Below are 26,058 nucleotides of genomic sequence, written 5' to 3'. Positions count from 1 at the left end.
ATAATCATTGTTATGACTGTCAAATCTCTGAAAGACGAAGATAAACTCCCGATTAAGCAAATTATTAAAGCTATAAATAAAAAAATGGCCGATGTGATCAGGGTTGTTGATGCACTGAATTTGGGTAGAACTGAAGTCAAAGCTGATGGCGTATATCGAACTTTTAATGACGGAAAAGTAGTCTTAATTGCTGCCGGTACATTTAAAAAGAGACGCGTCCCTAATAAAAGAATAAAATTGTTTTAAATGCCCAGCCAACCGAAGCTTCGGATCTTCGCAGGCCCGAATGGTTCTGGTAAAACTACATTATTCGATTCCATTACATCCGAGTACTTCTCTACAAAGCTATTCGTGAATGCAGATTTTTTAGAAGAAGCGTTCAAAAAGAACGGATTTATAAATTTATCTGATTTTACTATAGACGTTAACCAAGAAGATCTTGAAGAATGTTGCAGTAAGAGTGGACTCTTTAAAAAAGCAGGATTTGATGAAATGGGTTGGGGATTATTCGTTAAGGAAAATGTAATTGTTAAGCTTGAGCAGGCTGAAGAAACAACTTATAATTCTTATCACTTCGCAATAATTGCCGATTTTATAAGACAGGAATTAATTCGAAATAAGATTTCGTTCTCTTTTGAAACTGTTTTTTCACATCCTTCCAAACTAGATCTTATTGATTTAGCACAACTAAATGGTTATAAAGTTTATCTGTATTTTATTGGTACCGAAACACCAATTATGAATTTGGAAAGGGTGAAAGATAGAGTGAAAAAAGGTGGGCATCCAGTTGAAGAAGAAAAAATTCGAGGGCGCTATTTTTTGACAATGGAATTGCTTGTTGAAATGATAAAAAAGGCTAATGAAACTTATCTTTGGGATAATTCTGGCATTAAACATCAATACATCGGAAATGTTAAAAAAGGAATCATTGAATTTGAACAAGCTACTATCCCTAGTTGGATTTATACATTTATACTTGATAAATTAAAATTGTAGATGGAAGACTATTACCTTTATTCTAAAGCCGTTCACATCATCTTCGTTGTAAGTTGGATGGCTGGCTTATTTTATAGTGTTCGATTATTCATTTATCATACGGAAGCCAATGATCGCCCTGAGGTAGAAAAAAACATCCTCCAAAAAGAATTCGAAAAAATAGAAGGGCGGTTGTGGAACATTATCACGATACCGGCAATGGTGCTTACGGTCTTGGCGGGAGCTACAATGCTTTATTTAAATCCAGATTTGCTATCCGTAAGTTGGATGCATGTAAAACTTGGATTCGTGGTTTTACTACTCATTTATCATTTTATTTGCCAAAATATAATGAAGCAATTGCGAAGAGGAGTGTTCAAATACTCTTCCAATCAGCTACGCTTATGGAATGAAGTGGCCACTATTTTATTAGTAGCCATTGTATTTACCGTTATTTTAAAAAGCGCGGTAGATTGGGCATATGGTTTAGTTGGATTACTTGCTTTTTCGGTAATTATTATGACTGCCGTTAAAATTTACAAACGCTATCGGGAAAAGAAATAGCCATAACTTGTAGATTTAAGTATACGTTCGCATAAAGAAATTCCTGCTAAAAAAAAAGTTGACTGGTTATGGACGCAATGCAGTTCAGGTGCGAATGGACAAAATAAATCTTGTACTTTTACGAGATATTTAATCAAATGAAGAAAGCTTTACTTCTCCTTGTGCTATTTTCACTGCCATTATTTTCGGTAGCGCAGTTTAATAATAAGGATATTTATAATCGTATCCGACCTTCAGATAGTTTATCCAAAGAACTACACTTCAATTTCTACAATTTTAATTATGTAAGGAATTACGAATATTCGAATAAATTTCATGATGGATATACCCTTTATGGAACGCAATTGGAGCCACAATTAGTGTATTATGCTAATCCAAATTTGGCGATTACCGCAGGTGCTTATTTACGAAAGGATTTTGGAAATGAAGGCATTTATGATTCAAAGCCCTTATTTAACTTAAAATATCATAAGCGAAATTTCACGTTAGTATTTGGCTCCCTAGAGGCAAATATCCAACACAACTATATCGAGCCGATTTATAATTTTGAGCGTAAGATTACTTCTCCAATTGAATACGGCACACAAATATTGGTTGAGCGAGAAAATTTTAAGCTAGACAGTTGGATTGCCTGGCAGAAGATGATTTATAAAGGTGATGATGCTAAAGAAGAAATTGTAGGGGGGTTAATTACCGAGATGACGGTGTTAAAATCAGGTTACTGGAAACTTAGCGTTCCTGCACAGTTCTTGGCTTATCATCAAGGAGGTCAAATTGATGTATTAAAACAAACTCCAATTAGCACGCTATTTAATGGTGCAACTGGATTAAAATTGAACACGCAAATTGGATTAAACGTTAAAGAATTCTTTACCGAAAACTATATCGCTGTTTATAAAGATTTCTCACCAACAAAGGTGAGAGCCTATCAGGGTGGTTTTGGCTTGTGGTTAAATGCAGGGGTAAATACAAAATGGGGTAATTTAGTAGCCTCGTATTGGAAGGGGAATAATTTCATCACTATAAAAGGAATGCCACTTTACGAATCGGTATCTGAAACACTATATGATCAAGGTTTTAAGCAAAGCAATAGAAATATTTTAGCCGTACGGTATAACTATCAGAAAGAGCTTATTCCAAATTTATATCTTGATATTCGTTTTGAGCCACATTTTGATTTAAATGAGCCGGCTAAGAATTTACAATTTAATCATTCGCTATTTTTAACATATAAAGAGAATTTTAAGCTTTTCAATTTTAAAAATTAGTTCGCTATTTTCCTTACTATTAAGAAGTTAAGTTTATTAAGTCAGCTTAATTTTTCTTAATTCCATAATGTTGTAATTTTGCAAATTAAAAATGTTAAACTTTTTTGCAACCACATGCAACCTTTTACCTCTAGGGCTCATCTACCCTATACAAACAAACAATGAAGGTGACTAAAACATATACGATCGACGATTTGATGGAGGGCTGCAAGGCAGGCAATCGACAAATGCAGGAAATGCTTTATAAGCAAACTGCATCCAAGATGATGGCCGTTTGTATGCGCTACGCCAAAGATAGGATGGAAGCCGAAGATGTATTACAAATGGGATATGTTAAGATTTTTCAAAAAGTGAAGGAATACAGAGGCGATGGTTCTTTTGAGGGATGGATTCGTAGAATTATGGTAAATACGGCAATAGAAAGCTATCGTAAAAATTTGCGTATGCTTAATGTAGTGCCAATAGAAGACGCTTACGAACAACCATCACAAGGATTTGATTTCAGTAGCCTTGGCATGCAAGACTTAATGAAAGTAATACAGAAATTGGCCGATGGCTATCGGATGGTGTTTAACATGTACATCATAGAAGGATATTCGCACAAAGAAATAGCAGAAACATTAGGCATCTCAGAAGGTGCCAGTAAATCTCAGCTATCGAGAGCGAGAGCAATATTGCAACAAGAAATTTTAAAAATGGAGGGCTTTGGTTATGCAACACATGCCGGATAAAGATTTTGATAATTTGTTTAGAGACAAATTTATAGACGCAGAAATTGAACCGTCTGCAAACCTATGGGCTAAGATTGAAGATCAGTTGGAACCTAAACGCAAACGTACTTTTCCCATCTATTGGATGGCAGCTGCGAGTGTAGCGGTAGTATTTACAGCAATGCTGGTTTTTCAAAAATCGGAGAGAATACAATTACACCCTGATGAAGTGACGGCAGTAGTTACTAGTCCGTTGGAAGTTCCAAGCACCACCGAAGAAGCTGTTTCTACTCCAACGCAAAAAGTGGTAGTTGAACCCAATTATTCTTCTGTTAAAGTAAATGCGGCTGCTGCTAAAATGGTTTCAAATGTCATTTCAGAAACTACTTTAAAAAATAATGAAATAGCGATGCAACCAAATGAAACAATGCCTCGTCTTGATATTAAACGAGTGGAACCGAAACCAATAGATGTATTACCTATTGAACAAGTTGAAAACCCAATTGTTATTGCTCAAGTAATAACGCCACAAAATAATGCCAATGATGTTATTACTGAGCTAGATAATACTACAGAACGCAAAGGGATTAGAAATGTAGGTGACCTTGTGAATTATGTAGTAGATAAAGTAGATAAACGAGATAAAAAGCTAGTACGATTTAATACGGACGATGACGATAACTCATCGATAATTGGAATAAATATTGGCTTTTTGAAACTGAATAAGAAGAATCGCTAGGGTTCTTAAGATTAACAGGATTATAGGATTAATAACGACTTAACCAACCAAACAACGAAAAAAACTAATAAACCAATAAACACACACAATATGAAATCAATATTAACAGCAGTTTTGGTAAGCGGACTTACCTTTCTGGCAGGCTCAAGTGCAGGTGCACAACAAGATACTACAAAAAGTAATAAAATTAACTACGGTAAAAGTATAACGATAGGACCAATGGTGGTTACTACTCATAATCGCGATACCGTTATCAGAAAAGATCCAAATAGAGCACGTTTTATAGGCGGACTTACCTTTACCCGCTTAGACATTGGCTTCTCGAAATTGATAGACAACGGTCAGTTCGATCTAACTCCTGCAAACGATTTCTTAGATTACAGGTCAGGGAAAACGAGCAATGTATCGTTTGATATCATGCAATTCGGATACCGATTTGGTTCTAATTTTAAGATCTATATTGCAGGTGGTTTTGATTGGACCTTAATTCGCTTGAAAAAAGACATCACCATGCAAAAAAATACTGCCGATTTAAGCTACATTAATGAACCTATACATTTCAGCAAAAATCGTTTCTCGAGTAGCTATGTACACGTACCACTGAACTTTGAGTTTAGAACGAGTGGAGGAAAAAAAGACAATCGTTTTTACTTCGTTGTTGGTCCAGAAGTAGGGTTCTTACTAAACGGAAAAGTAAAACAAATTAGTGATGAACGCGGAAAGGAAAAATTCAAAGATGATTATAATTTTGCTCCTTTCCGAGCTGGAGGAACCGTTAGAGTAGGATGGAACAGTTTAGCCTTCTTTGCGAAATATTACACTACTGATATGTTCGATAGTGCTCCACAAAAAGGATTAAAAAATATGGCCTTTGGTTTAACCTTCGGACTTAACTAATTCGAGAATCAGCAAATTTGTCCATTCGTAAATTGCAGATGAACTAGCAAAATCAACTAATGAACTACTGAACAAACAAACACAAACACAAACACAAATGAAGACCAGATCCTTCCTGAGAAATCGGGAGGGATTTTTTGTGTTTGTTGTAAAGTTGTAATGTTTGAAGGTTTAAAAGTTCGTAGCACTTTGCCTAACCTTACAACCTTTCAACTTAAACCTTTCAACCTTTTTAACTACCTTTACAAGGTGAATGAGCAAATAATCACGGTAAATAACCTGTCTAAGCAATATCAACAAACACAAGTTTCAGGTATTCGAAATATCAGTTTCTCTATAGATGGCGGAGCTATTGTAGCTATTATTGGTGAAAGTGGAAGTGGGAAGTCGACTTTATTAAAATGTATTTATGGCTTAATTAAACCAGATTCTGGCGAAATTAGCTTTAACGGAGAACGTGTGAAGGGACCAGATGAGAAATTGATACCCGGCCATGCCGAAATGAAAATGGTAACACAAGATTTTTCACTTAATATTTATGCCAAAGTGTACGATAACATTGCCTCAATGCTATCGAATACAGATATCGCCGCAAAACAATCGAAAACAATGGAGATGATGGAGCGTTTACACATCACCAAATTAAAAGATAAAAAAGTAATTGAGTTAAGTGGGGGAGAACAACAACGGGTTGCCATTGCAAAGGCTTTAATTAGCAATACTAAAGTTTTATTGTTGGATGAGCCCTTTAGCCAGGTAGATTCATTGCTTAAAAATGAATTAAGAGCAGATATTAAACGCTTGGCAAAGGAAACCGGATTAACTATAATTTTGGTTTCGCACGACCCAACGGACGGCCTTTTTTTAGCAGATCAATTGTTGATTTTGAAGGATGGGAAATTAGTGCAATACGATACGCCCGAAAATATCTATCAACATCCATCATCCATTTATACGGCCAAAATTTTAGGCAATGCAATCGTATTAACGGGTGCAGAAGCTGAACAATTGGGCATTAAAACAACTAAGGACCATGTTGTTTTTTATCCAGAATGGGTAGAACTTAAGAACAGCTGGAATAGCAGACGATTTGAAGTAAAGGAAGTTTACTACAAAGGTTTTTTTGATGAATTACTTTTAGAACGTAATGGTGTTCATATTCGTGCACTACAACTAAATAGTGGCGAGCATAAAAAAAACGACCATGTTCAAGCGAACATTGGTCGTTTTTTGGAGTTTTAATTCAATTAATTAAGAAATGTTATCTGCAGCTATTAACACAACTTTAACTCTGACATTCCCGCTTGGTTTTATTGGTTGGGTATCTTGATTATCAGAACTTTGAATATCAATTTGAACCTTACCCTTGCTAATTACGGTGCTGTATGCATCCACATTGTAAACAAATGGTATTTGTAAATAGGTTGCGCCATTGTCATAAGAAATGTAAACCAATACAGCTTCGTTATCAAGCGAAAATTGATCAATTTCAGGGATGTTTACAATTGCAGAATAGGTAAAGCCACTGCTGCTTAATACCCAAGCATTAGAAGCAACATTTACTACAACTGTTCTGTTTGGTGTAGTTTGGTTAATAATAGTGTCTTTTTTGCAAGACGCCAAACCTAGTGAGGCGATGCAAAGGATGAGTAAAGTTAGATTTTTCATGTTGTGTGTGTGTTTGCAAATTATAATGCAAATCTTTTGCCAATTTTTCCTCGTCGGATGAAGCAAGAAGATATACTACAAAAAATCTTCTCTTGCTGGATTAAAAACATCAATAAGTAATCCTTCTTCTAAACAAACCACGCCATGGATAATATTCGATTTGGCAAAGAAAACATCACCTTTGGTTAATGTCTTTACACTATCGCCCATGGTTACTTTGAAACTCCCTTCCGCAACATAGCTCATCTGCAAATGAGGATGTTGATGCAATACGCCAATTGCGCCTTTTTCGAAAGCAACTTTAACCAGCATGAGCTGATCATCGTGCGCCATAATTTTACGTTTTATCCCGTTTCCCAAATCTTCCCACGTTAAATCGTTATCAGCTATTAGTGCGTTCTCGGGCAAATTGATATCATTCATTCTTTTAAACTAAATATTCGAATAGCGTTTGATCCTGATTAAGTTCGATAATGTCAAATTTAAACGCTTTCATGCGTTCTACCAGACTTGTATAATCTTCTGGACTTTTGAGTTCAATGCCTACCAAAGCTGGGCCGCTTTCTCTTTCGGTTTTTTTGATAAACTCGAAGCGGGTTATATCATCAGTTTTTCCTAAAACCTCATTTACAAAAAGTTTTAATGCTCCTGGTCGTTGCGGAAAACGAACAATAAAATAGTGCTTTAAGCCTTCGAACAATAAAGATTTCTCCTTAATTTCTTGCATCCGCTCGATATCGTTATTGCCGCCGCTAACAATGCACACTACTTTTTTACCTTTAATTTGTGCGGCACACAGATCCAGTGACGCCACGGCAAGTGCACCCGCAGGTTCGGCAACGATGGCCTCTTCATTATATAACTTTAAAATCGTAGTGCATACTTTGCCTTCTGGTATTAATAAAATTTCGTCTAACACCTCTCTACAAATCGGATAAGTTAAGAGACCGACCGATTTAACTGCTGCTCCGTCAATAAATCGATTAATCTGGTCCAGTTTTATCGGTCGCCCCGCCTTAAAAGCGGCATCCATAGAAGGCGCTCCCTCGGGTTCTACTCCAATTAGCAGGATATTGGGATTGGTTTGCTTAAAATAGGTCCCAGCGCCAGAAGCCAAGCCACCCCCACCGATGGGCATGATCACTACTTCAGTAGCTGGTAAATCTTCTAAAACCTCTACACCCACTGTTCCTTGGCCTTCAATTACATGTAGATTGTCGAAAGGAGGAACAAAGGTCATCTTATTTTCAGCTGTAAACCGTAAGGCTTCGGCAAGGCAATCGTCGAAAGTATCTCCAACCAAAACAATATTTATCCAGCCATTCCCAAACAAGGTGGTTTGATTAATTTTCTGCTTTGGGGTAATTTCGGGCATAAAAATGGTGCCCTTAATCTTTAATTTTTTACAAGAGTAAGCTACTCCTTGGGCGTGATTACCTGCACTAGCGCAAACTACTCCATTCTGGATAAGATCTGCAGGAATTTGGCTAATCATATTATATGCGCCCCGTAACTTATACGAACGAACAATTTGTTTGTCTTCCCGTTTCAAATATATCTCGGCTTCATATTTTGCCGAAAGTCTTCCGTTATATTCTAACGGCGTATGAGATACCGTACCCTTTAGGCGTTCTGCTGCTTTTAAAAAATCGAACATATTTGGATTCATCTTTTTGGTTGTTTGGGTGTTTGGTTTGTTGGTTTTTTAGTTTATTGGCCGAACCAACTAACAACGAACCATGCAAAAAACCACCTTATAAAAATTTGTTAATTGCATCTAAATAGGCATTAGCTGAAGCCTTAACGATATCTGTACTAAATCCGTAACCCATATACGATTTACCCTCATAACTTACCCGCATATTTACCTTGCTCACGTCATCACTTCCGCCGTGCATAGCCTGAATAGTAAATTCTTTAAGGTTAATTTCTTTGCCAATGATGCTCGTAATTGCTTTAATAGTTGCATCTACCGGACCATTACCTTCTGCATGGGCTTCTTTTTCGATCCCATCGTGCTGTAGTTTAATGGTTGCCGATGGATTTAAATGATCACCACACACTACTTGTAATAGGTTAAGTTTATATCCGTTTTTATACGATTCTTCTTCACCATCGCTCATTAGGAACAATAGGTCGTCGTCTGAAATTTCTTTCTTTTCGTCTGCTAAAACTAAAAAACGTTGGTAAACTTCATCAAGGTTAAGCTTTTCAATTTGATAACCTAATCTTTCTAGGTGATGTTTTAATGCATGTCGCCCACTCCGTGCGGTTAAGATGATCCCAGCCTCTATTAATCCCACATCTTCAGGATTCATGATTTCATAGTTTTCGCGATGTTTCAAAAATCCATCTTGGTGAATACCCGAGCTATGTGCAAACGCATTTTTGCCAACAATTGCTTTATTAGGTTGTACGGGCATGCGCATCATTCTACTCACCATGTTGCTAATTTCGGTAAAATGCTTACTGTTAATTTGTGTATGAAGGTTTAAGGCATGATGCGTTTTTAAGATCATGGCTACCTCCTCTAATGCGGTGTTTCCGGCGCGCTCGCCAATTCCGTTAATTGTACATTCGATCTGACGGGCACCGTTTACAATGCCTGCTATGGTATTTGCTGTAGCAAGGCCTAAATCGTTATGACAGTGTACGGCGATGATGGCTTGATCTATATTTTTAACATTTTCTTTTAAGTAAAGAATTTTTGCTCCGTATTGTTCAGGTAGGCAATACCCATTAGTATCAGGGATATTTACAACAGTTGCTCCTGCCGCGATTACCGCTTCTACCATTTGTGCTAAAAATTCATCATCTGCTCTTCCAGCATCTTCAGCATAAAATTCGATGTCTTCTACAAACTTTTTAGCGTACTTAACGGCATCTACTGCACGCGCTAAGATCTCTTCCCGGGTACTGTTAAATTTATACCTAATGTGCATATCAGAAGAACCGATTCCGGTATGAATTCGAGGGTGTTTCGCATATTGTAGGGCGGCAACGGCCGAATCAATATCGCCTTTATTGGCTCGTGTTAATGCACAAATAATTGGGTCTTTTACGGCTTTCGACAGTTCGACCACGCTTTGGAAATCGCCAGGACTGGATATGGGAAAGCCAGCTTCTATTACATCTACACCAAGTAGTTCGAGGGCCTTTGCAATTTCTATCTTCTCAGGGGTTGATAACTGGCAGCCGGGTACTTGCTCCCCATCGCGTAAGGTGGTGTCGAAAACGTAAACTCTGTTTGGATCGTGTAACATCTTTTATGATTTAATTGAAGTGGATTGTGATAAGAATTTTAAAACTAATTTGCCCATTTCGGCAGTTCCTAGTACTTTGTATCGGTTGGTAGTGCTATCGGCAATATCGTTTGTTCTGAAACCTTCTTTTAGCACCTTATCCACAGCATCTACCATAGCTTTGGCTTCCTCTTTTAATCCGAAACTAATTTCAAGCATCAATGCAGCTGATAAAATTGATGCTAACGGGTTTGCGAGGTCTTTACCGGTGATATCGTGTGCTGAACCATGGATTGGTTCAAAAAATCCTGTTCCGTCGCCTATAGAGGCTGAAGCGAGCATTCCCATCGAGCCCGCAATTTGCGAAGCTTCATCGGTTAAGATATCTCCAAATAAATTGGCAGTTAACACAACGTCAAATTGTTTTGGATCTTTAATAAGCTGCATAGCTGCATTGTCTATAAACATGTGTTCTGTTTGTACATCTGGATATTGTTTAGCGATTTCTTGAACAGTTTCTCGCCATAAGCGAGAACTTTCTAGCACATTTGCTTTATCAACCGAGCATAATTTTTTACGACGTAGACGAGCCGCTTCGTACGCTTTATGTGCAATTCGTTCGACTTCATATTTATGATAAATCATTAAATCGGAGGCGGTATTTCGATCTTCGGAGCGGGTTTTCTCACCAAAATAAACATCACCCGTTAGTTCTCTGAAAAACAAAATATCGGTTCCTTTTAAAATCGTTGCTTTGATGCTAGAGGCATGTAGAAGTTCATCAAACAATAAAATAGGGCGTAGATTGGCGTATAATCCTAGCTCTTTTCTAATTTTCAATAATCCCTGTTCTGGTCTAACTTTTAAAGAGGGGTCGTTATCGTATTTTGCGTGACCAACGGCGCCGAATAAAATGGCATCACTTTGTTTTGCTTTAGTTAAGGTTTCGTCTGGCAAAGGGTTACCTGTTGCTTCGATGGCTGCGTGACCCATTAAGGCTTCATCGAACGAAAATTTGTGGTCGTACGCTGTGGCAATATATTGTAAGGCTGCTTTTCCCCAATGGGTAACTTCTGGTCCAATTCCATCTCCAGGAATAACTAATATGTGTTTGGTCATGATGCTAATTCTTTTTGGTGTACGTGTATTTTTGTATTTGTTTGTACTTCGCCTTGGCTTAATGTTAAGCGATGGGTTAAACTACTTGGTAACTGCGATTCCAAATGTCCCACATAAACTAAGGTTAATCCATTACTACACAATTCATCAACGAGTTCGTTAAAGTGAACTGTTTGTTGTAGATCTAAACCTTGACAAGGTTCGTCTAATATTAATAATTCTGGGTTTTTAATAATCGTTCTGGCGAGCAGCGCCAGTCGTTGCTTTCCGAGAGGTAAGGTGCCTAATTGCTCGTTTTTGTATGCTGTTAATCCGAAATATTCTATCAATTCATCTATTTGGTGGCCTTTTGTGTATGGGATTTGCTGAAACAAGCCCACGGTGTCGAAAAAACCAGAGGCAATGCTTTCCCAAACGGTTGATGTGGCATCGAAATACCAATGGAATTCGGGAGAGATTAAGCCAATGTGCTGTTTGATTTCCCATATACTTTCGCCACTACCACGTCTGTTACCAAATAAATAAAGTTCATTTGCGTAAGATTGGGGATGATCGCCGTTAATTAAGCTTAACAGGGTCGATTTTCCGCAGCCATTATGACCTTGAAGTAGCCATCTTTCGCCTGCGTTTACTTCCCAGTTAATATTTTTTAACACCTGTTTATCGCCATAGTTAATATTTACCTGAACCATTTTAACGATTTGGCGAGAAGAATAAGCCTGACGTGCTTTTAGGAAATCAGGAACTTCTGTGGTAGGTTTTTCGGGTTTTATGAATGAGGTTGGTAAAGCATCAATTTCCATTAATTTACCATCTTTTAAAGATGCAAACCGATTAATGGCTGTAGGTAACTCAGTATCGTTGCCGATTAGAATAATATGTACCCCTTTAGAAGCAACATTGTCTAATAAAAGATTAAGATTTTTTCTCGATGAATAATCTAAACCCGTATAAGGTTGATCAATAATTAACAATTGAGGCTTTAACCATAACGCCTTAATCAATTGCAATTTTTTATGTTCTCCGCTCGACAATTCGATAAGTTGAGCATTTGAAAATGATAAAAAAGAGAACGCTTTTAAAATTGGGTTTAATTCGTTAACTTGAAGTCTGTTTTCATTGCCATAAGCACTTAATTCGGCACCAACTGTGATAATTTCTTTCACTTGGTTACTGGTATAGCGTTGTTGATAATAAAAATTTGCCGCACCTTCTAAGTTTTTAAATTGATACCAGCTTTCTACAAATAAGACTTGAGCAGGCAATTGACTTTTTTTGTTGAAATTAATTTTTACGTTGCCGATCGCATTTTGCTTTCCAGTGATGATTTTTGCTAGTGTAGTTTTCCCACTTCCACTTATTCCACTCAACAACCAATTTTCGCCGCTATTTATTACCCAATTCAAATCTTCTAGCACCACTTTTTTGGGGTACTTTAAGGTTAAATTATGGATGCTGACGAAACTTTCTTTCATTTTTGCTTTACTTTTTTAATTTGTTTTAAACATTTTACCCTGTTCAAATTCTTCAATTAATTGTTTTTGATTTAAGATAAAATCGATATCATCATAACCATTAATTAAACATGATTTTTTATAGGGATTGATATCGAAGCTTTCTTTTTTTCCGTTGTTCAATAACGTGATGGTTTGCTTTTCCAAGTCGACTTCCACTAGCGTTTTATTATTTTTTGCGATATTTTCGAACATTTCAACTAAAAACTCGTCGCTTACTTGCACAGGTAGTAAACCATTGTTTAGTGCATTTCCTTTAAAAATATCGGCAAAAAAGCTACTTACTACTACATCAAAACCAGCATCTTGTATCGCCCAAGCAGCATGTTCTCTACTGCTTCCGCAACCGAAATTTTTTCCTGCAACGAGAATTTTTCCACTATAAGTTGGATCGTTTAGTACAAAATCCTTTTTGGGTTCACGATTTTGATCGTATCGCCAATCGCAGAACAAGTTTTCGCCAAACCCTACCCTTGTTGTAGCCTTTAAAAAACGAGCAGGAATAATCTGGTCGGTATCGATATTTTCTATGTTTAGTGGAACAAAACCGGATGTTAATTTTTCGAATTTTTTCATACCAGGATTAATAGGATTATAGGATGATTAGTATTATCAAGATTATTTACGACTTCCATATTACTTTTTATCTTTTTATAGCTTTCACTCTTAATCGCCTATAGTCGGCCAGCCACTGATTATTTAAATAATTAGTAGCGCTGAGTTTGCTAACTGCTAAATTTTTGATCTTTTCTGCTTGTTCTTTATCTAGGTTTTTAAATGCATGTTGTGCAAATTGATTAATCCAATCGTACATTCCATTTTCGCCATTTAATTTTGTCGGTCTATCGAAAAGCCAGATCTGTTCAACTTCGAAACCATATGATTCGAGTAAGGCACTATAGGTGCTTATTGAAGGAAAAAACCAAAAATTACTGATGATTTTATGTTCTAATTCTAATTCTTTGGCGGCCGATGAAATAGCATCTGTAATACTTTTTATATTTCTTTTGCCTCCAAATTCGGCAACTAATCGCCCCCCAGGTTTTAAACTTGTATACAGCCCTTTTATTAAAGATTCCTGATTTTCGATCCAATGGAAAGTCGCATTACTAAAAATAGCATCAAAATCTTCTTTATAGGGTAATTTGGTGGCATCCATCACCTCAAAATTCAAGTCTGAGTGCGATATCTTTGCAGTAGCAATCATGTCGGGAGATGCATCAATGCCATATACAATGGCTTCACTTTCTGCTATCTGAGAAGCCAGTGCTCCGGTGCCACATCCTACGTCTAAAACATGCTCGCCTTGTTGAGGTGCTAGCCATTGCAAAACATCTGCTCCATAATCGGATACAAAATGATGTTGTTTGTTGTACAATTTACTGTCCCAATTTATTTCTGGCATAACTTAATTTTTTGGTTGTTTTGTTTTTGGTTTGTTTGCAGGGCATTATCGTTATCCGATGAGTATTTGCATCGTGCTTATAGGCATCGGATGAGGACTCATCTATACTAGCATTTCCCTCACATCTGTAATTTTTCCAGATACAGCTGCGGCGGCGGCGGTTAGTGGGCTTGCCAATAATGTTCTTGCATTTTGTCCTTGTCGGCCTTCAAAATTTCGATTAGAGGTAGAAACGCAATATTTTCCTGCCGGAATTTTATCTTCATTCATACCCAAACAAGCACTGCAGCCTGGTTCACGTAATTGGAAGCCTGCTTTTTCAAAAATTTTGTCTAAACCTTCGCTAATTGCCTGTTGTTCTACTTGTTTAGATCCAGGAACAATCCACACGGTAACATGATCTGCCTTGCGTTTTCCTTCAACAAAACGAGCAACCTCACGTAAGTCTTCAATCCTCGAATTGGTACAGCTCCCGATAAATACATAATCTACCGGCTTATCAATTAATGATGAGTCATCATCAAAGCCCATATAATTTAATGCTTTTTGATACGAGAGCTGTTCTTTTTCTAATTGCGTAGCAGTTGCAGGGATGTGTTCTTGTATTCCCATTCCCATACCTGGGTTGGTACCATAGGTAATCATAGGTGCAATATCTGAAGCATCGAAAGTTAAAATGCTATCGAATTTTGCATCATCATCGCTGTATAATGTTTTCCAATAGGTTAAGGCTTTATCCCATTCTTGTGCTTTTGGGGCAAATTCTCTCCCTTTAATGTAATCAAAAGTGATTTGATCTGGTGCAATTAATCCACCACGAGCACCCATTTCAATACTCATGTTGCATATGGTCATTCTCGCCTCCATGCTTAGCGCTTCAATTGTTGAACCTGCATATTCTATGAAATAACCTGTTCCGCCTGCGGCCGAGATTTTTGAGATGATATATAAGATAATATCTTTTGCACCTACGCCTAGACCTAACTTACCGTTGACCTCGATTTTCATGGTTTTCGGTTTTTGCTGCAATAAACATTGAGTTGCAAATACCTGTTCTACTTGTGAAGTGCCAATACCAAAAGCGATGGCTCCAAAAGCGCCATGAGTTGAGGTATGACTATCGCCACAAACTATTGTTTTACCGGGTAGAGTAATGCCTAATTCTGGGCCGATAACATGAACTATACCTTGAAAGGGGTGGCCTAAGCCATACAATTCGACACCAAATTCGGCACAATTTTTCGTTAGCATATCAACTTGATAGCGCGAAAGCTCTTCTTTTATCGGTAATAGTTGATTAAGGGTGGGCACATTGTGATCAGCAGTTGCCACCGTTTGTTTTGGACGTAAAACGGGTAAACCTCTTTTCCTCAAACCATCGAAAGCTTGAGGGGAAGTTACCTCGTGAATTAAATGGGTATCGATGTATAAAATATCAGGGAAACCTGCTTCACTTTTTACAACGTGTGCATCCCAAATTTTCTCTACTAGTGTTTTTGGCATATTTTTTATTTTAGACCTCGCAGGTTCCGAACCTGCGAGGTTGAATTTTAATTAAGCGGTTTTAATAGACTTCATGGCTGTCATTGCTTTTCTCAATTCGGCACCAATAATTTCTACCTCATGGGTACGGATGGCATGGTTTACAGCAATTAGTGTTCTATTATCTACTCCGCCATCTTTACCTTCATTAAAGTTCGAACCTACGAGGTTGGTATCTATTTTTTTCATGAAATCGGCCAATAGTGGCTTACACGCTTGATCAAATAAATAACAACCATACTCAGCTGTATCAGAAATTACGCGGTTCATTTCGAATAATTTTTTACGAGCTATAGTGTTTGCAATTAGGGGTGTTTCGTGTAATGATTCATAATAAGCTGATTCAGGTTTAATCCCTGCTTGAACCATAGTTTCGAAGGCTAATTCTACACCAGCTCTTACAAATGCAACCATCAAGGTATAGTTATCGAAATATTCCTGTTCAGCAATTTTTACATCACCGGCAGGCGTTTTTTCGAATGCAGTTTCGCCAGTTGCTGCGCGCCATGCTAATAAATTTTTATCACCGTTTGCCCAGTCTTCCATCATGATGCGACTAAATTCGCCGCTCATAATATCATCTTGGTGTTTCTGAAATAATGGTAGCATAATATCTTTTAATTCTTCCGAAATTTCGAAAGCTTTAATTTTAGCTGGATTACTTAATCTATCCATCATTGCGGTAATTCCACCCTGTTTTAACGCTTCGGTAATTACTTCTACGCCATATTGAACCAATTTAGAAGCATATCCTTTATCGATTCCTTTTTCGGCCATTTTGTCGAATGATAAGATTGATCCAGTTTGCAATAAACCACATAAAATAGTTTGCTCGCCCATTAAATCAGACTTTACTTCGGCTACAAAAGAAGATTTTAGAACACCCGCTTTATGTCCACCAGTACCTACACAATATGCTTTTGCTTGCGCTAAACCTTTACCTTGAGGGTCGTTTTCTGGGTGTACGGCGATTAATGTTGGTACGCCAAAGCCTCTAACATATTCGGCTCTAACCTCGCTGCCGGGACATTTTGGAGCAACCATAATTACGGTAAGGTCTTTACGGATTTGCATCCCTTCTTCAACAATATTAAATCCGTGCGAATACGACAAAGTAGCACCCTGTTTCATTAAAGGCATAATTGCATTTACAACAGCCGTATGTTGTTTATCTGGGGTAAGATTAATTACTACATCTGCATTTGGAATTAACTCTTCGTATGTTCCTACAGTGAAATTGTTTTCAGTAGCGTTTTTCCATGAGTCTCTTTTGCCTTCAATTGCTTCTTTTCGTAAGGCATAGGAAACATCTAAACCACTATCTCTTAAGTTTAATCCCTGATTTAGGCCTTGTGCACCGCAACCTACGATTACTAGTTTTTTTCCTTTTAATGCATTTACGCCGTCTAAAAATTCAGCGCTGTCCATAAAGTCGCACACACCCAATTGGTTAAGTTTTTCTCTGAGTGATAGTGTGTTAAAATAATTTGCCATTTTGTGTTGGTTTTTTCGTTGTTCTTTTTTTGGTTTTTTCGTTGTTGGTTTTTAGTCTTTCACTTCTAATCCATCAGCTTCACTGCGCTCTTCATTGAAGATAATTTTATTGTAAAAGGGATCATTTACAGTTACAGCCCATGTTCCATAAAATGTTTTTTCTAGGCCTGGGCGATTATATTTGTATTTCTTATTAATTAATGTTTCATGGTAAGCTTTCAATTCTTCGCATTCGACAAAAACGCTTGATCCGGGCGAACAATCGCCGTGATGTTCGCTCAGATGAAGCACCATGTTATTTAGAGAAATTCGCATATAAATAGGGGCGTTGTCTTCAAATCGATGTTCCCAATCTATTGTAAATCCCAACCAATTCACGTAGAATTCGATGGCTTTTTCATAATCGAATATTCTTAGTACTGGGATGACTTTGCTAATGTTCATTTTCGTTCTATTTATTTGCTTTCAGTTTTATCACATCGTAAATATCTTATCCCCTTTTTCTAAAAACTCGTTTTCTACAAGTTCTTCACCTGGTTCAAAAGCTTCGAATTCTTTTAATTTTTCGTGGAAACCCGCACTATCTTTAATGATGGCTACTCTTGCGCTTCGAACGAATTCAATTAATTCGTAAGGTTCCAATGCTTTTACTAGCGCATCTGTTTCTTCTCTATGCCCAGTAACTGCAAAAACAGTATAATCTTTTCGAATAACTACTGCACTGGCACCATATTGTCTTAACAACCGCTCAACAGTTACTTTTTCAGCAATTTCGTCGGTAGATACTTTATATAAAGCTAGTTCTTGCCAAATAATTTCATCTGCAGTATTAAAATATACTTTTAAGACCTCAACTTGTTTTTCAATTTGCCTGGCCAGTTTACGAACTACTTCATAACTTTCGTTTATCACAATGTTAAAGCGGTGTATGCCTTCGATTTCGGAAGGAGAGGTGTTAAGGCTCTCGATATTAATTTTCCTTTTCGAAAATATAATTGCAATACGATTTAATAATCCGATGCGATTTTCTGCATAAAGGATAATGTTATATTCCTGTTTGCCTTCATAATCTTTGTTAGCAGGGCGATGTGATATGGTATCTACGGTCATATTGATTAATTTTTTTGGTGTTTTCCGTCATCCGATGAGCAGGATGGCTTTGTTCATCGGGTGAGTGCTTGATAATTATTTCAATCTAATTTCACTTACGCTACAGCCTTGTGGAACCATTGGAAATACGTTATTTTCTCGTCCTACCATTACTTCGAGTAGGTAAGACCCTTTGTGATTGATCATGGTTTCTAGTGCGGTTCTTAGGTTGGCACGTGCATCTACCCTTTGCGCGTCGATATAATAGGCTTTTGCCAAGGCTACAAAATCGGGGCTGGTAATGTTTACAAAAGAATAGCGTTTATCGTGAAATAATTGTTGCCATTGGCGAACCATGCCTAAGAATCGATTATTAAGAATTAAAATTTTAACAGCTGCTCCGAATTGCATTATTGTACCCAATTCTTGAGGTGTCATTTGAAACCCTCCATCACCTATAATTGCGATTACCGTTTTGTCTGGGGCGCCATATTTTGCGCCAATGGCTGCAGGAAGGCCAAAGCCCATCGTGCCCAAGCCCCCGGAAGTAACGTTGCTACGGGTATGATTAAATTTGGCGTATCTACATGCAACCATTTGGTGTTGACCAACATCGGTTACGATAATGGCATCACCCCCGCAAATTTCGTTAATGTTCCTCAATACTTCGCCCATGGTTATTTCATCACCAGTTGGATAGAGTTCGGGTGTAATAACTTGATCTATTTCTTGTTGGTTATACGCTCTAAACTGTGCTAACCATTCGTCGTGTTTATTTGATTGAACAAGATTGGTGAGTAGGGGAAGGGTTTCCTTGCAATCGCCCCAAATCCCAACGTCTGCTTTTACATTTTTGTCGATTTCTGCTGGATCTATATCGAGATGGATAACTTTGGCTTGTTTAGCATATTTATCTAATCGGCCTGTTACGCGATCGTCGAACCGCATACCAATGGCTATCAATACATCACATTCGTTGGTTAATACATTGGGACCGTAGTTTCCATGCATCCCTAACATCCCAACATTTAAGGAGTGATCTGTAGGAATTGCGCCTTCTCCCAAGATGGTCCAAGCTGAAGGAATACCTGTTTTTTCGATAAACGCTTTGAATTCTTTTTCAGCACCGCCTAAGATTACACCCTGACCAAATAAAACAAATGGCTTTTTAGCAGTATTGATTAACTCTGCTGCTTGTTCGATGTACTGAATCCTAACCTTTGGTTTTGGTCGGTAGCTACGAATGTGATTACATTTTACATAAGCTGGAAACTCATCAATTTGCAATTGTGCGTTTTTGGTGATGTCTATTAAAACTGGCCCAGGTCTTCCACTTTTGGCGATATAAAATGCCTTGGCTAAAACTTCGGGAATTTCTTTAGCATCGGTAACTTGATAATTCCATTTGGTAACGGGGGTGGTGATGTTAATTACATCGGTCTCTTGAAAGGCATCTGTACCTAAAAGATGTGCAAAAACTTGTCCAGTGATGCAAACTAAAGGCGTGCTATCAATTTGAGCATCGGCTAAACCGGTTACCAAATTCGTTGCTCCCGGACCACTTGTTGCAAATACCACACCCACTTCGCCACTCGTACGGGCAAAACCTTGAGCGGCATGTATACCCCCTTGTTCATGGCGAACTAGGATATGCGTTAATTTATCAGCATAATCGTACAAGGCATCATAAATTGGCATAATTGCACCGCCCGGGTAACCAAAAATAGTGTGCACGCCTTCTTCTATTAGTCCGTTCAATAAAACTTGTGACCCTGTTCCTTTAAAAAGTTTTTCAGTCTGCGCTGTTTTCGCTTCTGCTACTATCGTTTCTTGTGTCATATCCTTAACGTTTAGGTTTCGTCGGTATATTTTTTGTTTTTTATTGGTGATGAAGCTATCACGAGCATTCTTCATTTTGGTTTATGTAATGTTAGCGCGTGATGGTTTCGTCGGTTACACAGCCTTCGGCTGCTGTTGTTACTGTTTTTGCGTATTTGTAGAGCACACCTTTTTTAACTTTTAGTTCAGGTTGTTGCCATTTTAATTTTCGTTGTGCTATAATTTCATCACTTACCTTTAAGTTAATGCTATTGGTTTTTGCACTAATTTCTATTCGATCTTCGTCTTCTACAAAGGCAATTAATCCGCCATCGAAATACTCTGGAGTGATATGGCCTACCACAAAACCATGCGTGCCACCGCTAAATCTCCCGTCGGTTATAAGGGCTACGCTGCTACCCAAGCCAGCACCATATATTGCTGAGGTTGGTTTAAGCATTTCGGGCATTCCAGGAGCACCTTTAGGGCCAACATCGCGGATAACAACTACATCACCAGGCCTAACTTTTCCGCTCGAAATGCCAGCGATTAATTCGTATTCACCATTGAAAACTCTTGCTGGACCTTCAAAGAATTCGCCTTCTTTGCCGCTAATTTTAGCTACGCTACCCCCTTCGGCGAGGTTACCATATAAAATTTGTAAGTGACCTGTTGTTTTTATCGGGTTTTCTGAAGGGAAAATTATTTTCTGTTCATCGAAGTTTAAATCTGGAATTTCTGCCAAATTTTCGGCAATTGTTTTACCGGTAACGGTAAGGCAATCGCCATGTAACCATCCTTTTTTCAAAAGGTATTTCATTACTGCTGGTACACCTCCAATTTTATGAAGGTCTTCCATCATGTATTTCCCACTAGGTTTCATATCGGCCAAAACAGGAATGCGGTTGCTAATGGTTTGGAAGTCGTCTTGGCTTAGCGGTACATCAACACTTTTTGCCATTGCAATTAAGTGCAACACTGCATTTGTTGATCCACCTAACACCATAATGGTTACGATTGCATTTTCAAAAGCCTTACGTGTCATGATATCACTAGGCTTAATATCTTTTTCTAATAAAATTTTGATGGCTTTACCAGCTGCTAAGCATTCTTCTTGTTTTTCTGGACTTAGGGCGGGGTTTGATGAGGAAAAAGGTAAGCTCATCCCTAAAGCTTCGACAGCGGCAGCCATGGTGTTTGCTGTATAAATTCCGCCACAAGCTCCTGCACCTGGACACGCATGCTTAATAATTTCTTTGAAATCTATTTCATCCATTTGGCCAGCAATTTTTTTTCCTAAAGCTTCAAATGCAGATACAATATTTAAATCTTCGCCCTTGTAATGGCCAGGTTTAATTGTTCCTCCATACACCATAATAGATGGACGATTTAAACGACCCATTGCCATTACAGAGCCAGGCATATTTTTATCGCAACCAGGAATGGTGATTAAGCCATCGTAATATTGCCCGCCGCATACTGCTTCAATTGAATCAGCAATGATATCGCGGCTCACTAAAGAATAGCGCATTCCGGGTGTACCGTTGCTCATTCCATCACTAACGCCAATGGTATTAAAAATTAGTCCGACTAAATCATTTTCCCAAACTCCTTTTTTAACTACTTGCGCTAGATCATTTAAGTGCATGTTGCAGGTATTGCCATCGTATCCCATACTGGCGATGCCAACTTGTGCTTTTTCCATATCAGCATCAGTTAATCCAATTCCGTAAAGCATTGCTTGTGCTGCAGGTTGGGTAGGGTCTTGGGTAAAGGTTTTACTGTATTTGTTCAATTCCATTTTTGGTTGGTTCGTTTTTTGGTTGGATACTAAATAATCACTTCATAATTTACTCTCTCTAGCACTAAATTTTTATAGGCTCTTTGTATGGTAGCGCCAATGCTGTCGTTCCATCGTTGTTTAAAAACAGTGTCATCTATGGTATGAATACCGATGATTTCTGCGGCTGTACCGCAGAAGAAAACACTATCCGCATTTTTTAATTCATCAACTGAGATGGTTTTCTCGATAATTTCGATATCTAATACTTTACATAGGTCAATTACAGTTGCCCTGGTTATACCGGCTAAGATGTTCCCCAATGCAGGGGTATATAATTTACCGTCCTTTTCGATAAATACATTGGCTCCAGATCCTTCGGCAACATTCTCGTTCATGTCAAGTAATAGAGCTTCGTCATATCCTTTACTTTTTGCATCGGTAGTGGCAAGGATAGAATTTACATAGTGGCCACTTATCTTTGCTTCTACGAAAGTCGATTTTGGATTTGGGCGCTGAAAAGGTGAAATGCAGATTTTTAACTGCTTATTGCCCAAGTAAGCTCCCCATTCCCAAGCGCAGATGGCTATGGAAACATCGGTAGGTGCAATCAACGTCATGTTGGGTTCGCTATATACAATGGGACGGATATAGGCGTCTTTTAAATTATTTAATGCTAAAAGTCGATACGTTTGCTTGATTAATTCATTATTATCCCAAGGGTATGGAATATTAACCAATTCACAAGAGCGCTGTAATCTTTCATAATGTTCTCTTACTTTGAAAATGCGCGTATCGTTATGTGTTTTATATGCCCTAATACCTTCAAATGCAGCCAAACCATAGTGTAAAGACTGTCCGTATAAATCGGTTTTAGCATCTTGTGCTTTTACAAATTCGCCGTTTAGGTAAATTACTGTATTTGAATTATAGTATTGCATTGCTCTTTATTTAAAAAAAGCGTCCCGATGTTGTCGGGACGCTTTAGGTTATATCTTGAGTATTAAATATTCATTTTATAGCGACCCTTGCTGCTTATCTAGCAGCAGAATAATAGCAATAAGAATGACATTTAATTGAGTGCTCATGTTGTTGTTTTTTGTTAAAACCAATTTAGTTTTTGATTGATAAACTATCAATAGCAAATGAAAAATAGTTGAAAAAAAATTTAATTCCGTTTTTCTAAAATTATTAAAATTTAATTTTAATAATTGTGCAATATTCAGTTAATAAATTAGTGATAAGTAGACTAAATATGATTTCGGTATTCGGTATGTTTATTATGCGTGCATTATAATTTCCCTATTTTCGGCGTAAAATTGGGAAACTGCTCAATAAATTGGTTAAAAAAGCGAATTCGACAAGGCTATTTTTTGGCTTTTATTTCTTTTCTTTTTTTGTTGATTCGATAAGCTGCGAGCATGAATACAAATATCCAAAAGATAGCGTATTCTTTATCTTGGGCATTAGGTATAATAAGGTAGGTGATATAGGCTAAAATTGCGATAGCAACCATTGCTGCCAGAGATAAAATTCGTTTTCTCAGACTAACCTTTTGTTCGGTATTGTCTACTTTGATGATGATTCCCTTTGATCTGTTTAGAATATAATCGTGTAGAAGCAATTGAGAAGCCATGCATAAAATGATGATGATGAAATAGGTGAGAGGCGGTAATAGTGTTCCATTTCCCGACATTACTATTGAAGCGCCAAAGGGAAATAATCCTATAAAGAATAAGAAAACTAGGTTTCGGATGACTAGCCCCTTATCGTAATCTTTTAAAATGCTAAATATTTGTAGATGTTTATACCACATTTGGCCAATGAAGAAAAAGCTTAAGGCGTAGCCAAAAAACATGGGCAAAAGATGTTTTAACGCATTTAAAAAAGCTACGTCGGTATATCTTTGATGTTCTGGAAGTTCAGGTAAGTGTATTTCGATTGCCATTAACGTGATCACAATGGCAAATACAGCATCGCTGAATAATATCATTCGTTCGAGCTGAAATTCTTTTTTTATTTCTTCTTTGGTAATTTCTTCGTTTTCTTTTTTCATGATTTAGAGCGGTTTATTGTAAAAATAAGAAAGGAATTGAGAATATCAAGTTCCTTATCCGATGAGGTCATGGGATGAGGGAGAATTTTTCGCATAAAAAAGGCTGATGTTTATACACCAGCCCTTAATATTTTGTATTGATTTAAACGTAATTATGCGAGTACTGCTTCAGCTAAGACAATAATTTTATTATCTAGAACTTCTACAACACCCCCTTTAATCGAAAAGGTATTTTCGCCAGTAGCACTTTTAATAATTACAGGGCCATCTTCCAGTGTAGAAATAATTGGAGCGTGGCCTTTTAAAATTTGAAAAGAACCCAAGGTTCCTGGAACGGTAACTGAGGTTACTTCGCCTTCGAAAACTTTTTTATCTGGTGTTAATATTTCTAAAGTCATTCTTTTAGTAGTTAGTATTTAGTAGTTAGTAGTTATACCAATTTACTAAATGAATTAAAGAGTCGGTACTTAGTTGGCTAGAGCATATTAGCTAAATACTAAGTACTAACTACTATATACTAATTAGATTCTGCCAATAATTTTTTCCCTTTTTCGATAGCTTCTTCTATGCTACCAACTAAGTTAAATGCAGCTTCTGGATATTCATCAACTTCTCCATCCATGATCATGTTAAATCCTTTGATGGTGTCTTTAATATCAACCAAAACACCTTTTAAGCCTGTAAATTGCTCAGCTACGTGGAAGGGTTGAGATAAGAAACGTTGCACACGACGAGCACGGGACACCACTAATTTATCCTCCTCAGATAATTCGTCCATGCCCAAAATCGCAATAATATCTTGTAATTCTTTATAACGTTGTAGTGTTTCTTTCACACGTTGAGCGGTGTTATAATGCTCATCGCCTAATACTGCTGGCGAAAGGATACGTGAGGTAGAATCTAGTGGATCTACCGCAGGATAAATACCTAACTCAGCAATTTTACGAGAAAGTACTGTTGTAGCATCTAAGTGGGCAAATGTTGTAGCCGGAGCAGGGTCAGTTAAATCATCCGCTGGTACGTAAACTGCTTGAACAGAAGTAATTGAACCACGTTTAGTTGAGGTAATACGCTCTTGCATTAAACCCATCTCTGTTGCTAAAGTTGGTTGATAACCTACGGCAGAAGGCATACGACCTAATAGCGCAGATACTTCTGAACCAGCTTGTGTAAAACGGAAAATGTTATCAACGAAGAAAAGAATGTCTTTACCAGCGCCTTCACCATCTCCGTCGCGGAAATATTCAGCAACTGTTAATCCTGATAATGCCACGCGAGCACGTGCACCAGGAGGCTCGTTCATTTGACCGAATACCAATGTTGCTTTTGATTCTTTTAATTTTTCTGTATCTACAGCTGCTAAATCCCATCCACCCTTTTCCATTGAGTGTAAGAATTCATCACCATAGTTAATTACACCCGACTCGATAAACTCACGAAGTAAATCGTTACCCTCACGAGTACGCTCACCTACACCAGCGAATACAGATAAACCAGCATACGCTTTAGCGATGTTGTTTACCAACTCCATAATTAGTACCGTTTTACCTACACCAGCACCACCAAACAAACCAATTTTACCCCCTTTTGCATAGGGCTCTAATAAATCGATTACTTTAATACCTGTAAAAAGTACTTCAGTTTCTGTTGATAGGTCTTCGAAACGAGGAGGAGCATTGTGAATTGGGCGACCGCCAGTTTTATCCACTGCAGAAATCCCATCAATTGCTTCTCCAACTACGTTAAATAAACGGCCCTTAATTTGATCTCCAACAGGCATTTTAATGGGCGAACCCGTATCTAATGCTTTCATGCCGCGCACTAAACCATCTGTTGAGTCCATCGCAATTGCGCGAACACGGTCTTCACCAAGGTGTTGTTGAACTTCAAGAACAATTGTTTGTCCGTTTTCTTTAGTAATCTCTAATGCAGAGAAAATTTTAGGTAAATGAGCATCGTTAGCAAAACTTACGTCAACTACCGGGCCTATAATCTGCGCTATTTTTCCAATGTTAGGCATATATTGTTTTTGATAAAATTATAAAAACCAATCCCGATAACTATCGGGAGTTGCAAGCCCATTTAGGCGGCCGCAATTCGGTTTGCAAAGTTAAGATTTTCCTGCTTAAATTTTACATATAAATAAAAAATTTTTCAACAGGTATTTATTGCCTATTT

The 26,058-nt window shown here is 37.7% G+C and carries 26 protein-coding genes; 8 read left to right on the top strand and 18 right to left on the bottom strand.

Annotated features, from left to right (window positions below; translation table 11 throughout):
* Nucleotides 1–12: 12 nt before the first annotated feature.
* The 8 genes from WG904_RS00510 (at nucleotide 13) to WG904_RS00475 (ending at nucleotide 6,395) form a co-directional block, all read left to right on the top strand.
* Nucleotides 13–246 carry a hypothetical protein gene (locus WG904_RS00510; RefSeq protein WP_339577343.1) on the top strand — a complete coding sequence of 78 codons (234 nt, stop codon included), beginning with the start codon at nucleotides 13–15 and terminating at the stop codon, nucleotides 244–246.
* A 105-nt stretch (nucleotides 247–351) separates the two neighbouring features.
* Complete coding sequence (locus WG904_RS00505; RefSeq protein ID WP_339577342.1) at nucleotides 352–996, top strand: ATPase; 645 nt, start codon at nucleotides 352–354, stop codon at nucleotides 994–996.
* Complete coding sequence (gene hemJ / locus WG904_RS00500; protein ID WP_339577341.1) at nucleotides 997–1,539, top strand: protoporphyrinogen oxidase HemJ; 543 nt, start codon at nucleotides 997–999, stop codon at nucleotides 1,537–1,539.
* A gap of 137 nt (nucleotides 1,540–1,676) precedes the next feature.
* Complete coding sequence (locus WG904_RS00495; RefSeq protein WP_339577340.1) at nucleotides 1,677–2,807, top strand: hypothetical protein; 1,131 nt, start codon at nucleotides 1,677–1,679, stop codon at nucleotides 2,805–2,807.
* Between the two features lie 161 nt (nucleotides 2,808–2,968).
* Entirely contained in the window at nucleotides 2,969–3,538 is a 570-nt protein-coding gene (locus WG904_RS00490) for an RNA polymerase sigma factor (RefSeq protein ID WP_339577339.1), read from the top strand.
* Entirely contained in the window at nucleotides 3,528–4,256 is a 729-nt protein-coding gene (locus tag WG904_RS00485) for a hypothetical protein (protein WP_339577338.1), read from the top strand. The genes WG904_RS00490 and WG904_RS00485 overlap by 11 nt, the downstream gene beginning before the upstream one ends.
* A gap of 90 nt (nucleotides 4,257–4,346) precedes the next feature.
* Complete coding sequence (locus WG904_RS00480; protein ID WP_339577337.1) at nucleotides 4,347–5,153, top strand: outer membrane beta-barrel protein; 807 nt, start codon at nucleotides 4,347–4,349, stop codon at nucleotides 5,151–5,153.
* A 249-nt stretch (nucleotides 5,154–5,402) separates the two neighbouring features.
* On the top strand, nucleotides 5,403–6,395 hold the full coding sequence (locus WG904_RS00475; RefSeq protein WP_339577336.1) for an ABC transporter ATP-binding protein: 993 nt from the start codon (nucleotides 5,403–5,405) through the stop codon (nucleotides 6,393–6,395).
* Between the two features lie 9 nt (nucleotides 6,396–6,404).
* On the opposite strand, the gene WG904_RS00470 is transcribed toward WG904_RS00475, so the two are convergent.
* From WG904_RS00470 to atpD, 18 genes are all read right to left on the bottom strand, one after another.
* A complete protein-coding gene (locus WG904_RS00470) occupies nucleotides 6,405–6,821 on the bottom strand; it encodes a hypothetical protein (protein ID WP_339577335.1) in 417 nt (138 codons plus the stop codon).
* 75 nt (nucleotides 6,822–6,896) lie between these two features.
* Nucleotides 6,897–7,244: a cupin domain-containing protein gene (locus WG904_RS00465; RefSeq protein ID WP_339577334.1), complete on the bottom strand. Its 348-nt coding sequence runs from the start codon at nucleotides 7,242–7,244 to the stop codon at nucleotides 6,897–6,899.
* A gap of 4 nt (nucleotides 7,245–7,248) precedes the next feature.
* Nucleotides 7,249–8,490, bottom strand: coding sequence for a threonine ammonia-lyase IlvA (gene ilvA / locus WG904_RS00460; RefSeq protein ID WP_339577333.1), 1,242 nt, complete (start codon nucleotides 8,488–8,490; stop codon nucleotides 7,249–7,251).
* Between the two features lie 85 nt (nucleotides 8,491–8,575).
* Nucleotides 8,576–10,084: a 2-isopropylmalate synthase gene (locus tag WG904_RS00455; protein WP_339577332.1), complete on the bottom strand. Its 1,509-nt coding sequence runs from the start codon at nucleotides 10,082–10,084 to the stop codon at nucleotides 8,576–8,578.
* A gap of 3 nt (nucleotides 10,085–10,087) precedes the next feature.
* Nucleotides 10,088–11,182, bottom strand: a complete 1,095-nt coding sequence (gene leuB / locus WG904_RS00450) for a 3-isopropylmalate dehydrogenase (protein WP_339577331.1) — start codon at nucleotides 11,180–11,182, stop codon at nucleotides 10,088–10,090.
* The gene (locus WG904_RS00445; protein WP_339577330.1) at nucleotides 11,179–12,657 is read right to left on the bottom strand and encodes an ATP-binding cassette domain-containing protein; all 1,479 of its coding nucleotides are present in this window, start codon (nucleotides 12,655–12,657) and stop codon (nucleotides 11,179–11,181) included. The genes leuB and WG904_RS00445 overlap by 4 nt, the downstream gene beginning before the upstream one ends.
* Nucleotides 12,658–12,672: 15 nt before the next feature.
* Nucleotides 12,673–13,272: a 3-isopropylmalate dehydratase small subunit gene (leuD, locus tag WG904_RS00440; RefSeq protein ID WP_339577329.1), complete on the bottom strand. Its 600-nt coding sequence runs from the start codon at nucleotides 13,270–13,272 to the stop codon at nucleotides 12,673–12,675.
* Between the two features lie 67 nt (nucleotides 13,273–13,339).
* The gene (locus WG904_RS00435; protein ID WP_339577328.1) at nucleotides 13,340–14,101 is read right to left on the bottom strand and encodes a class I SAM-dependent methyltransferase; all 762 of its coding nucleotides are present in this window, start codon (nucleotides 14,099–14,101) and stop codon (nucleotides 13,340–13,342) included.
* Nucleotides 14,102–14,203: 102 nt separating this feature from the next.
* Nucleotides 14,204–15,604 (bottom strand): 3-isopropylmalate dehydratase large subunit, encoded by a 1,401-nt coding sequence (gene leuC, locus WG904_RS00430; protein WP_339577327.1) that lies wholly within the window; start codon nucleotides 15,602–15,604, stop codon nucleotides 14,204–14,206.
* 51 nt (nucleotides 15,605–15,655) lie between these two features.
* Nucleotides 15,656–17,137, bottom strand: a complete 1,482-nt coding sequence (ilvC, locus tag WG904_RS00425; RefSeq protein ID WP_339577326.1) for a ketol-acid reductoisomerase — start codon at nucleotides 17,135–17,137, stop codon at nucleotides 15,656–15,658.
* 51 nt (nucleotides 17,138–17,188) lie between these two features.
* Nucleotides 17,189–17,581, bottom strand: a complete 393-nt coding sequence (locus WG904_RS00420) for a glyoxalase superfamily protein (RefSeq protein ID WP_339577325.1) — start codon at nucleotides 17,579–17,581, stop codon at nucleotides 17,189–17,191.
* A gap of 30 nt (nucleotides 17,582–17,611) precedes the next feature.
* Nucleotides 17,612–18,247, bottom strand: a complete 636-nt coding sequence (gene ilvN, locus WG904_RS00415) for an acetolactate synthase small subunit (protein ID WP_339577324.1) — start codon at nucleotides 18,245–18,247, stop codon at nucleotides 17,612–17,614.
* A gap of 75 nt (nucleotides 18,248–18,322) precedes the next feature.
* A complete protein-coding gene (gene ilvB / locus WG904_RS00410; protein ID WP_431844415.1) occupies nucleotides 18,323–20,065 on the bottom strand; it encodes a biosynthetic-type acetolactate synthase large subunit in 1,743 nt (580 codons plus the stop codon).
* Between the two features lie 91 nt (nucleotides 20,066–20,156).
* The gene (ilvD, locus tag WG904_RS00405) at nucleotides 20,157–21,845 is read right to left on the bottom strand and encodes a dihydroxy-acid dehydratase (protein WP_339577322.1); all 1,689 of its coding nucleotides are present in this window, start codon (nucleotides 21,843–21,845) and stop codon (nucleotides 20,157–20,159) included.
* A gap of 29 nt (nucleotides 21,846–21,874) precedes the next feature.
* Nucleotides 21,875–22,765 (bottom strand): branched-chain amino acid transaminase, encoded by an 891-nt coding sequence (locus WG904_RS00400; protein ID WP_339577321.1) that lies wholly within the window; start codon nucleotides 22,763–22,765, stop codon nucleotides 21,875–21,877.
* 425 nt (nucleotides 22,766–23,190) lie between these two features.
* A complete protein-coding gene (locus WG904_RS00395) occupies nucleotides 23,191–23,880 on the bottom strand; it encodes a TMEM175 family protein (protein ID WP_339577320.1) in 690 nt (229 codons plus the stop codon).
* Between the two features lie 152 nt (nucleotides 23,881–24,032).
* On the bottom strand, nucleotides 24,033–24,278 hold the full coding sequence (gene atpC / locus WG904_RS00390; RefSeq protein ID WP_339577319.1) for an ATP synthase F1 subunit epsilon: 246 nt from the start codon (nucleotides 24,276–24,278) through the stop codon (nucleotides 24,033–24,035).
* Between the two features lie 119 nt (nucleotides 24,279–24,397).
* Nucleotides 24,398–25,900 carry a F0F1 ATP synthase subunit beta gene (gene atpD, locus WG904_RS00385; protein WP_339577318.1) on the bottom strand — a complete coding sequence of 501 codons (1,503 nt, stop codon included), beginning with the start codon at nucleotides 25,898–25,900 and terminating at the stop codon, nucleotides 24,398–24,400.
* Nucleotides 25,901–26,058: the final 158 nt, after the last annotated feature.

This window comes from Pedobacter anseongensis (genome assembly GCF_037482965.1).
In the GTDB taxonomy this organism is placed as follows: domain Bacteria; phylum Bacteroidota; class Bacteroidia; order Sphingobacteriales; family Sphingobacteriaceae; genus Pedobacter; species Pedobacter anseongensis.
The sequence above is the reverse complement of the archived record's forward strand: the minus strand, read 5'-3'. Positions and strand labels throughout refer to the sequence as shown.

Excerpts from the sequence above, each read along its gene's own strand:
- WG904_RS00465 (WP_339577334.1), bottom strand. The coding sequence starts at position 7,244 with ATGAATGATATCAATTTGCCCGAGAACGCACTAATAGCTGATAACGAT.
- WG904_RS00510 (WP_339577343.1), top strand. The coding sequence starts at position 13 with ATGACTGTCAAATCTCTGAAAGACGAAGATAAACTCCCGATTAAGCAA.
- ilvB (WP_431844415.1), bottom strand. The coding sequence starts at position 20,065 with ATGACACAAGAAACGATAGTAGCAGAAGCGAAAACAGCGCAGACTGAA.
- leuC (WP_339577327.1), bottom strand. The coding sequence starts at position 15,604 with ATGCCAAAAACACTAGTAGAGAAAATTTGGGATGCACACGTTGTAAAA.
- WG904_RS00490 (WP_339577339.1), top strand. The coding sequence starts at position 2,969 with ATGAAGGTGACTAAAACATATACGATCGACGATTTGATGGAGGGCTGC.
- WG904_RS00435 (WP_339577328.1), bottom strand. The coding sequence starts at position 14,101 with ATGCCAGAAATAAATTGGGACAGTAAATTGTACAACAAACAACATCAT.
- leuB (WP_339577331.1), bottom strand. The coding sequence starts at position 11,182 with ATGACCAAACACATATTAGTTATTCCTGGAGATGGAATTGGACCAGAA.
- atpD (WP_339577318.1), bottom strand. The coding sequence starts at position 25,900 with ATGCCTAACATTGGAAAAATAGCGCAGATTATAGGCCCGGTAGTTGAC.
- ilvC (WP_339577326.1), bottom strand. The coding sequence starts at position 17,137 with ATGGCAAATTATTTTAACACACTATCACTCAGAGAAAAACTTAACCAA.
- WG904_RS00445 (WP_339577330.1), bottom strand. The coding sequence starts at position 12,657 with ATGAAAGAAAGTTTCGTCAGCATCCATAATTTAACCTTAAAGTACCCC.
- WG904_RS00495 (WP_339577340.1), top strand. The coding sequence starts at position 1,677 with ATGAAGAAAGCTTTACTTCTCCTTGTGCTATTTTCACTGCCATTATTT.
- WG904_RS00420 (WP_339577325.1), bottom strand. The coding sequence starts at position 17,581 with ATGAACATTAGCAAAGTCATCCCAGTACTAAGAATATTCGATTATGAA.
- leuD (WP_339577329.1), bottom strand. The coding sequence starts at position 13,272 with ATGAAAAAATTCGAAAAATTAACATCCGGTTTTGTTCCACTAAACATA.
- ilvN (WP_339577324.1), bottom strand. The coding sequence starts at position 18,247 with ATGACCGTAGATACCATATCACATCGCCCTGCTAACAAAGATTATGAA.
- WG904_RS00395 (WP_339577320.1), bottom strand. The coding sequence starts at position 23,880 with ATGAAAAAAGAAAACGAAGAAATTACCAAAGAAGAAATAAAAAAAGAA.
- WG904_RS00480 (WP_339577337.1), top strand. The coding sequence starts at position 4,347 with ATGAAATCAATATTAACAGCAGTTTTGGTAAGCGGACTTACCTTTCTG.
- atpC (WP_339577319.1), bottom strand. The coding sequence starts at position 24,278 with ATGACTTTAGAAATATTAACACCAGATAAAAAAGTTTTCGAAGGCGAA.
- WG904_RS00400 (WP_339577321.1), bottom strand. The coding sequence starts at position 22,765 with ATGCAATACTATAATTCAAATACAGTAATTTACCTAAACGGCGAATTT.
- ilvD (WP_339577322.1), bottom strand. The coding sequence starts at position 21,845 with ATGGAATTGAACAAATACAGTAAAACCTTTACCCAAGACCCTACCCAA.
- WG904_RS00455 (WP_339577332.1), bottom strand. The coding sequence starts at position 10,084 with ATGTTACACGATCCAAACAGAGTTTACGTTTTCGACACCACCTTACGC.
- hemJ (WP_339577341.1), top strand. The coding sequence starts at position 997 with ATGGAAGACTATTACCTTTATTCTAAAGCCGTTCACATCATCTTCGTT.
- WG904_RS00470 (WP_339577335.1), bottom strand. The coding sequence starts at position 6,821 with ATGAAAAATCTAACTTTACTCATCCTTTGCATCGCCTCACTAGGTTTG.
- WG904_RS00485 (WP_339577338.1), top strand. The coding sequence starts at position 3,528 with ATGCCGGATAAAGATTTTGATAATTTGTTTAGAGACAAATTTATAGAC.
- ilvA (WP_339577333.1), bottom strand. The coding sequence starts at position 8,490 with ATGAATCCAAATATGTTCGATTTTTTAAAAGCAGCAGAACGCCTAAAG.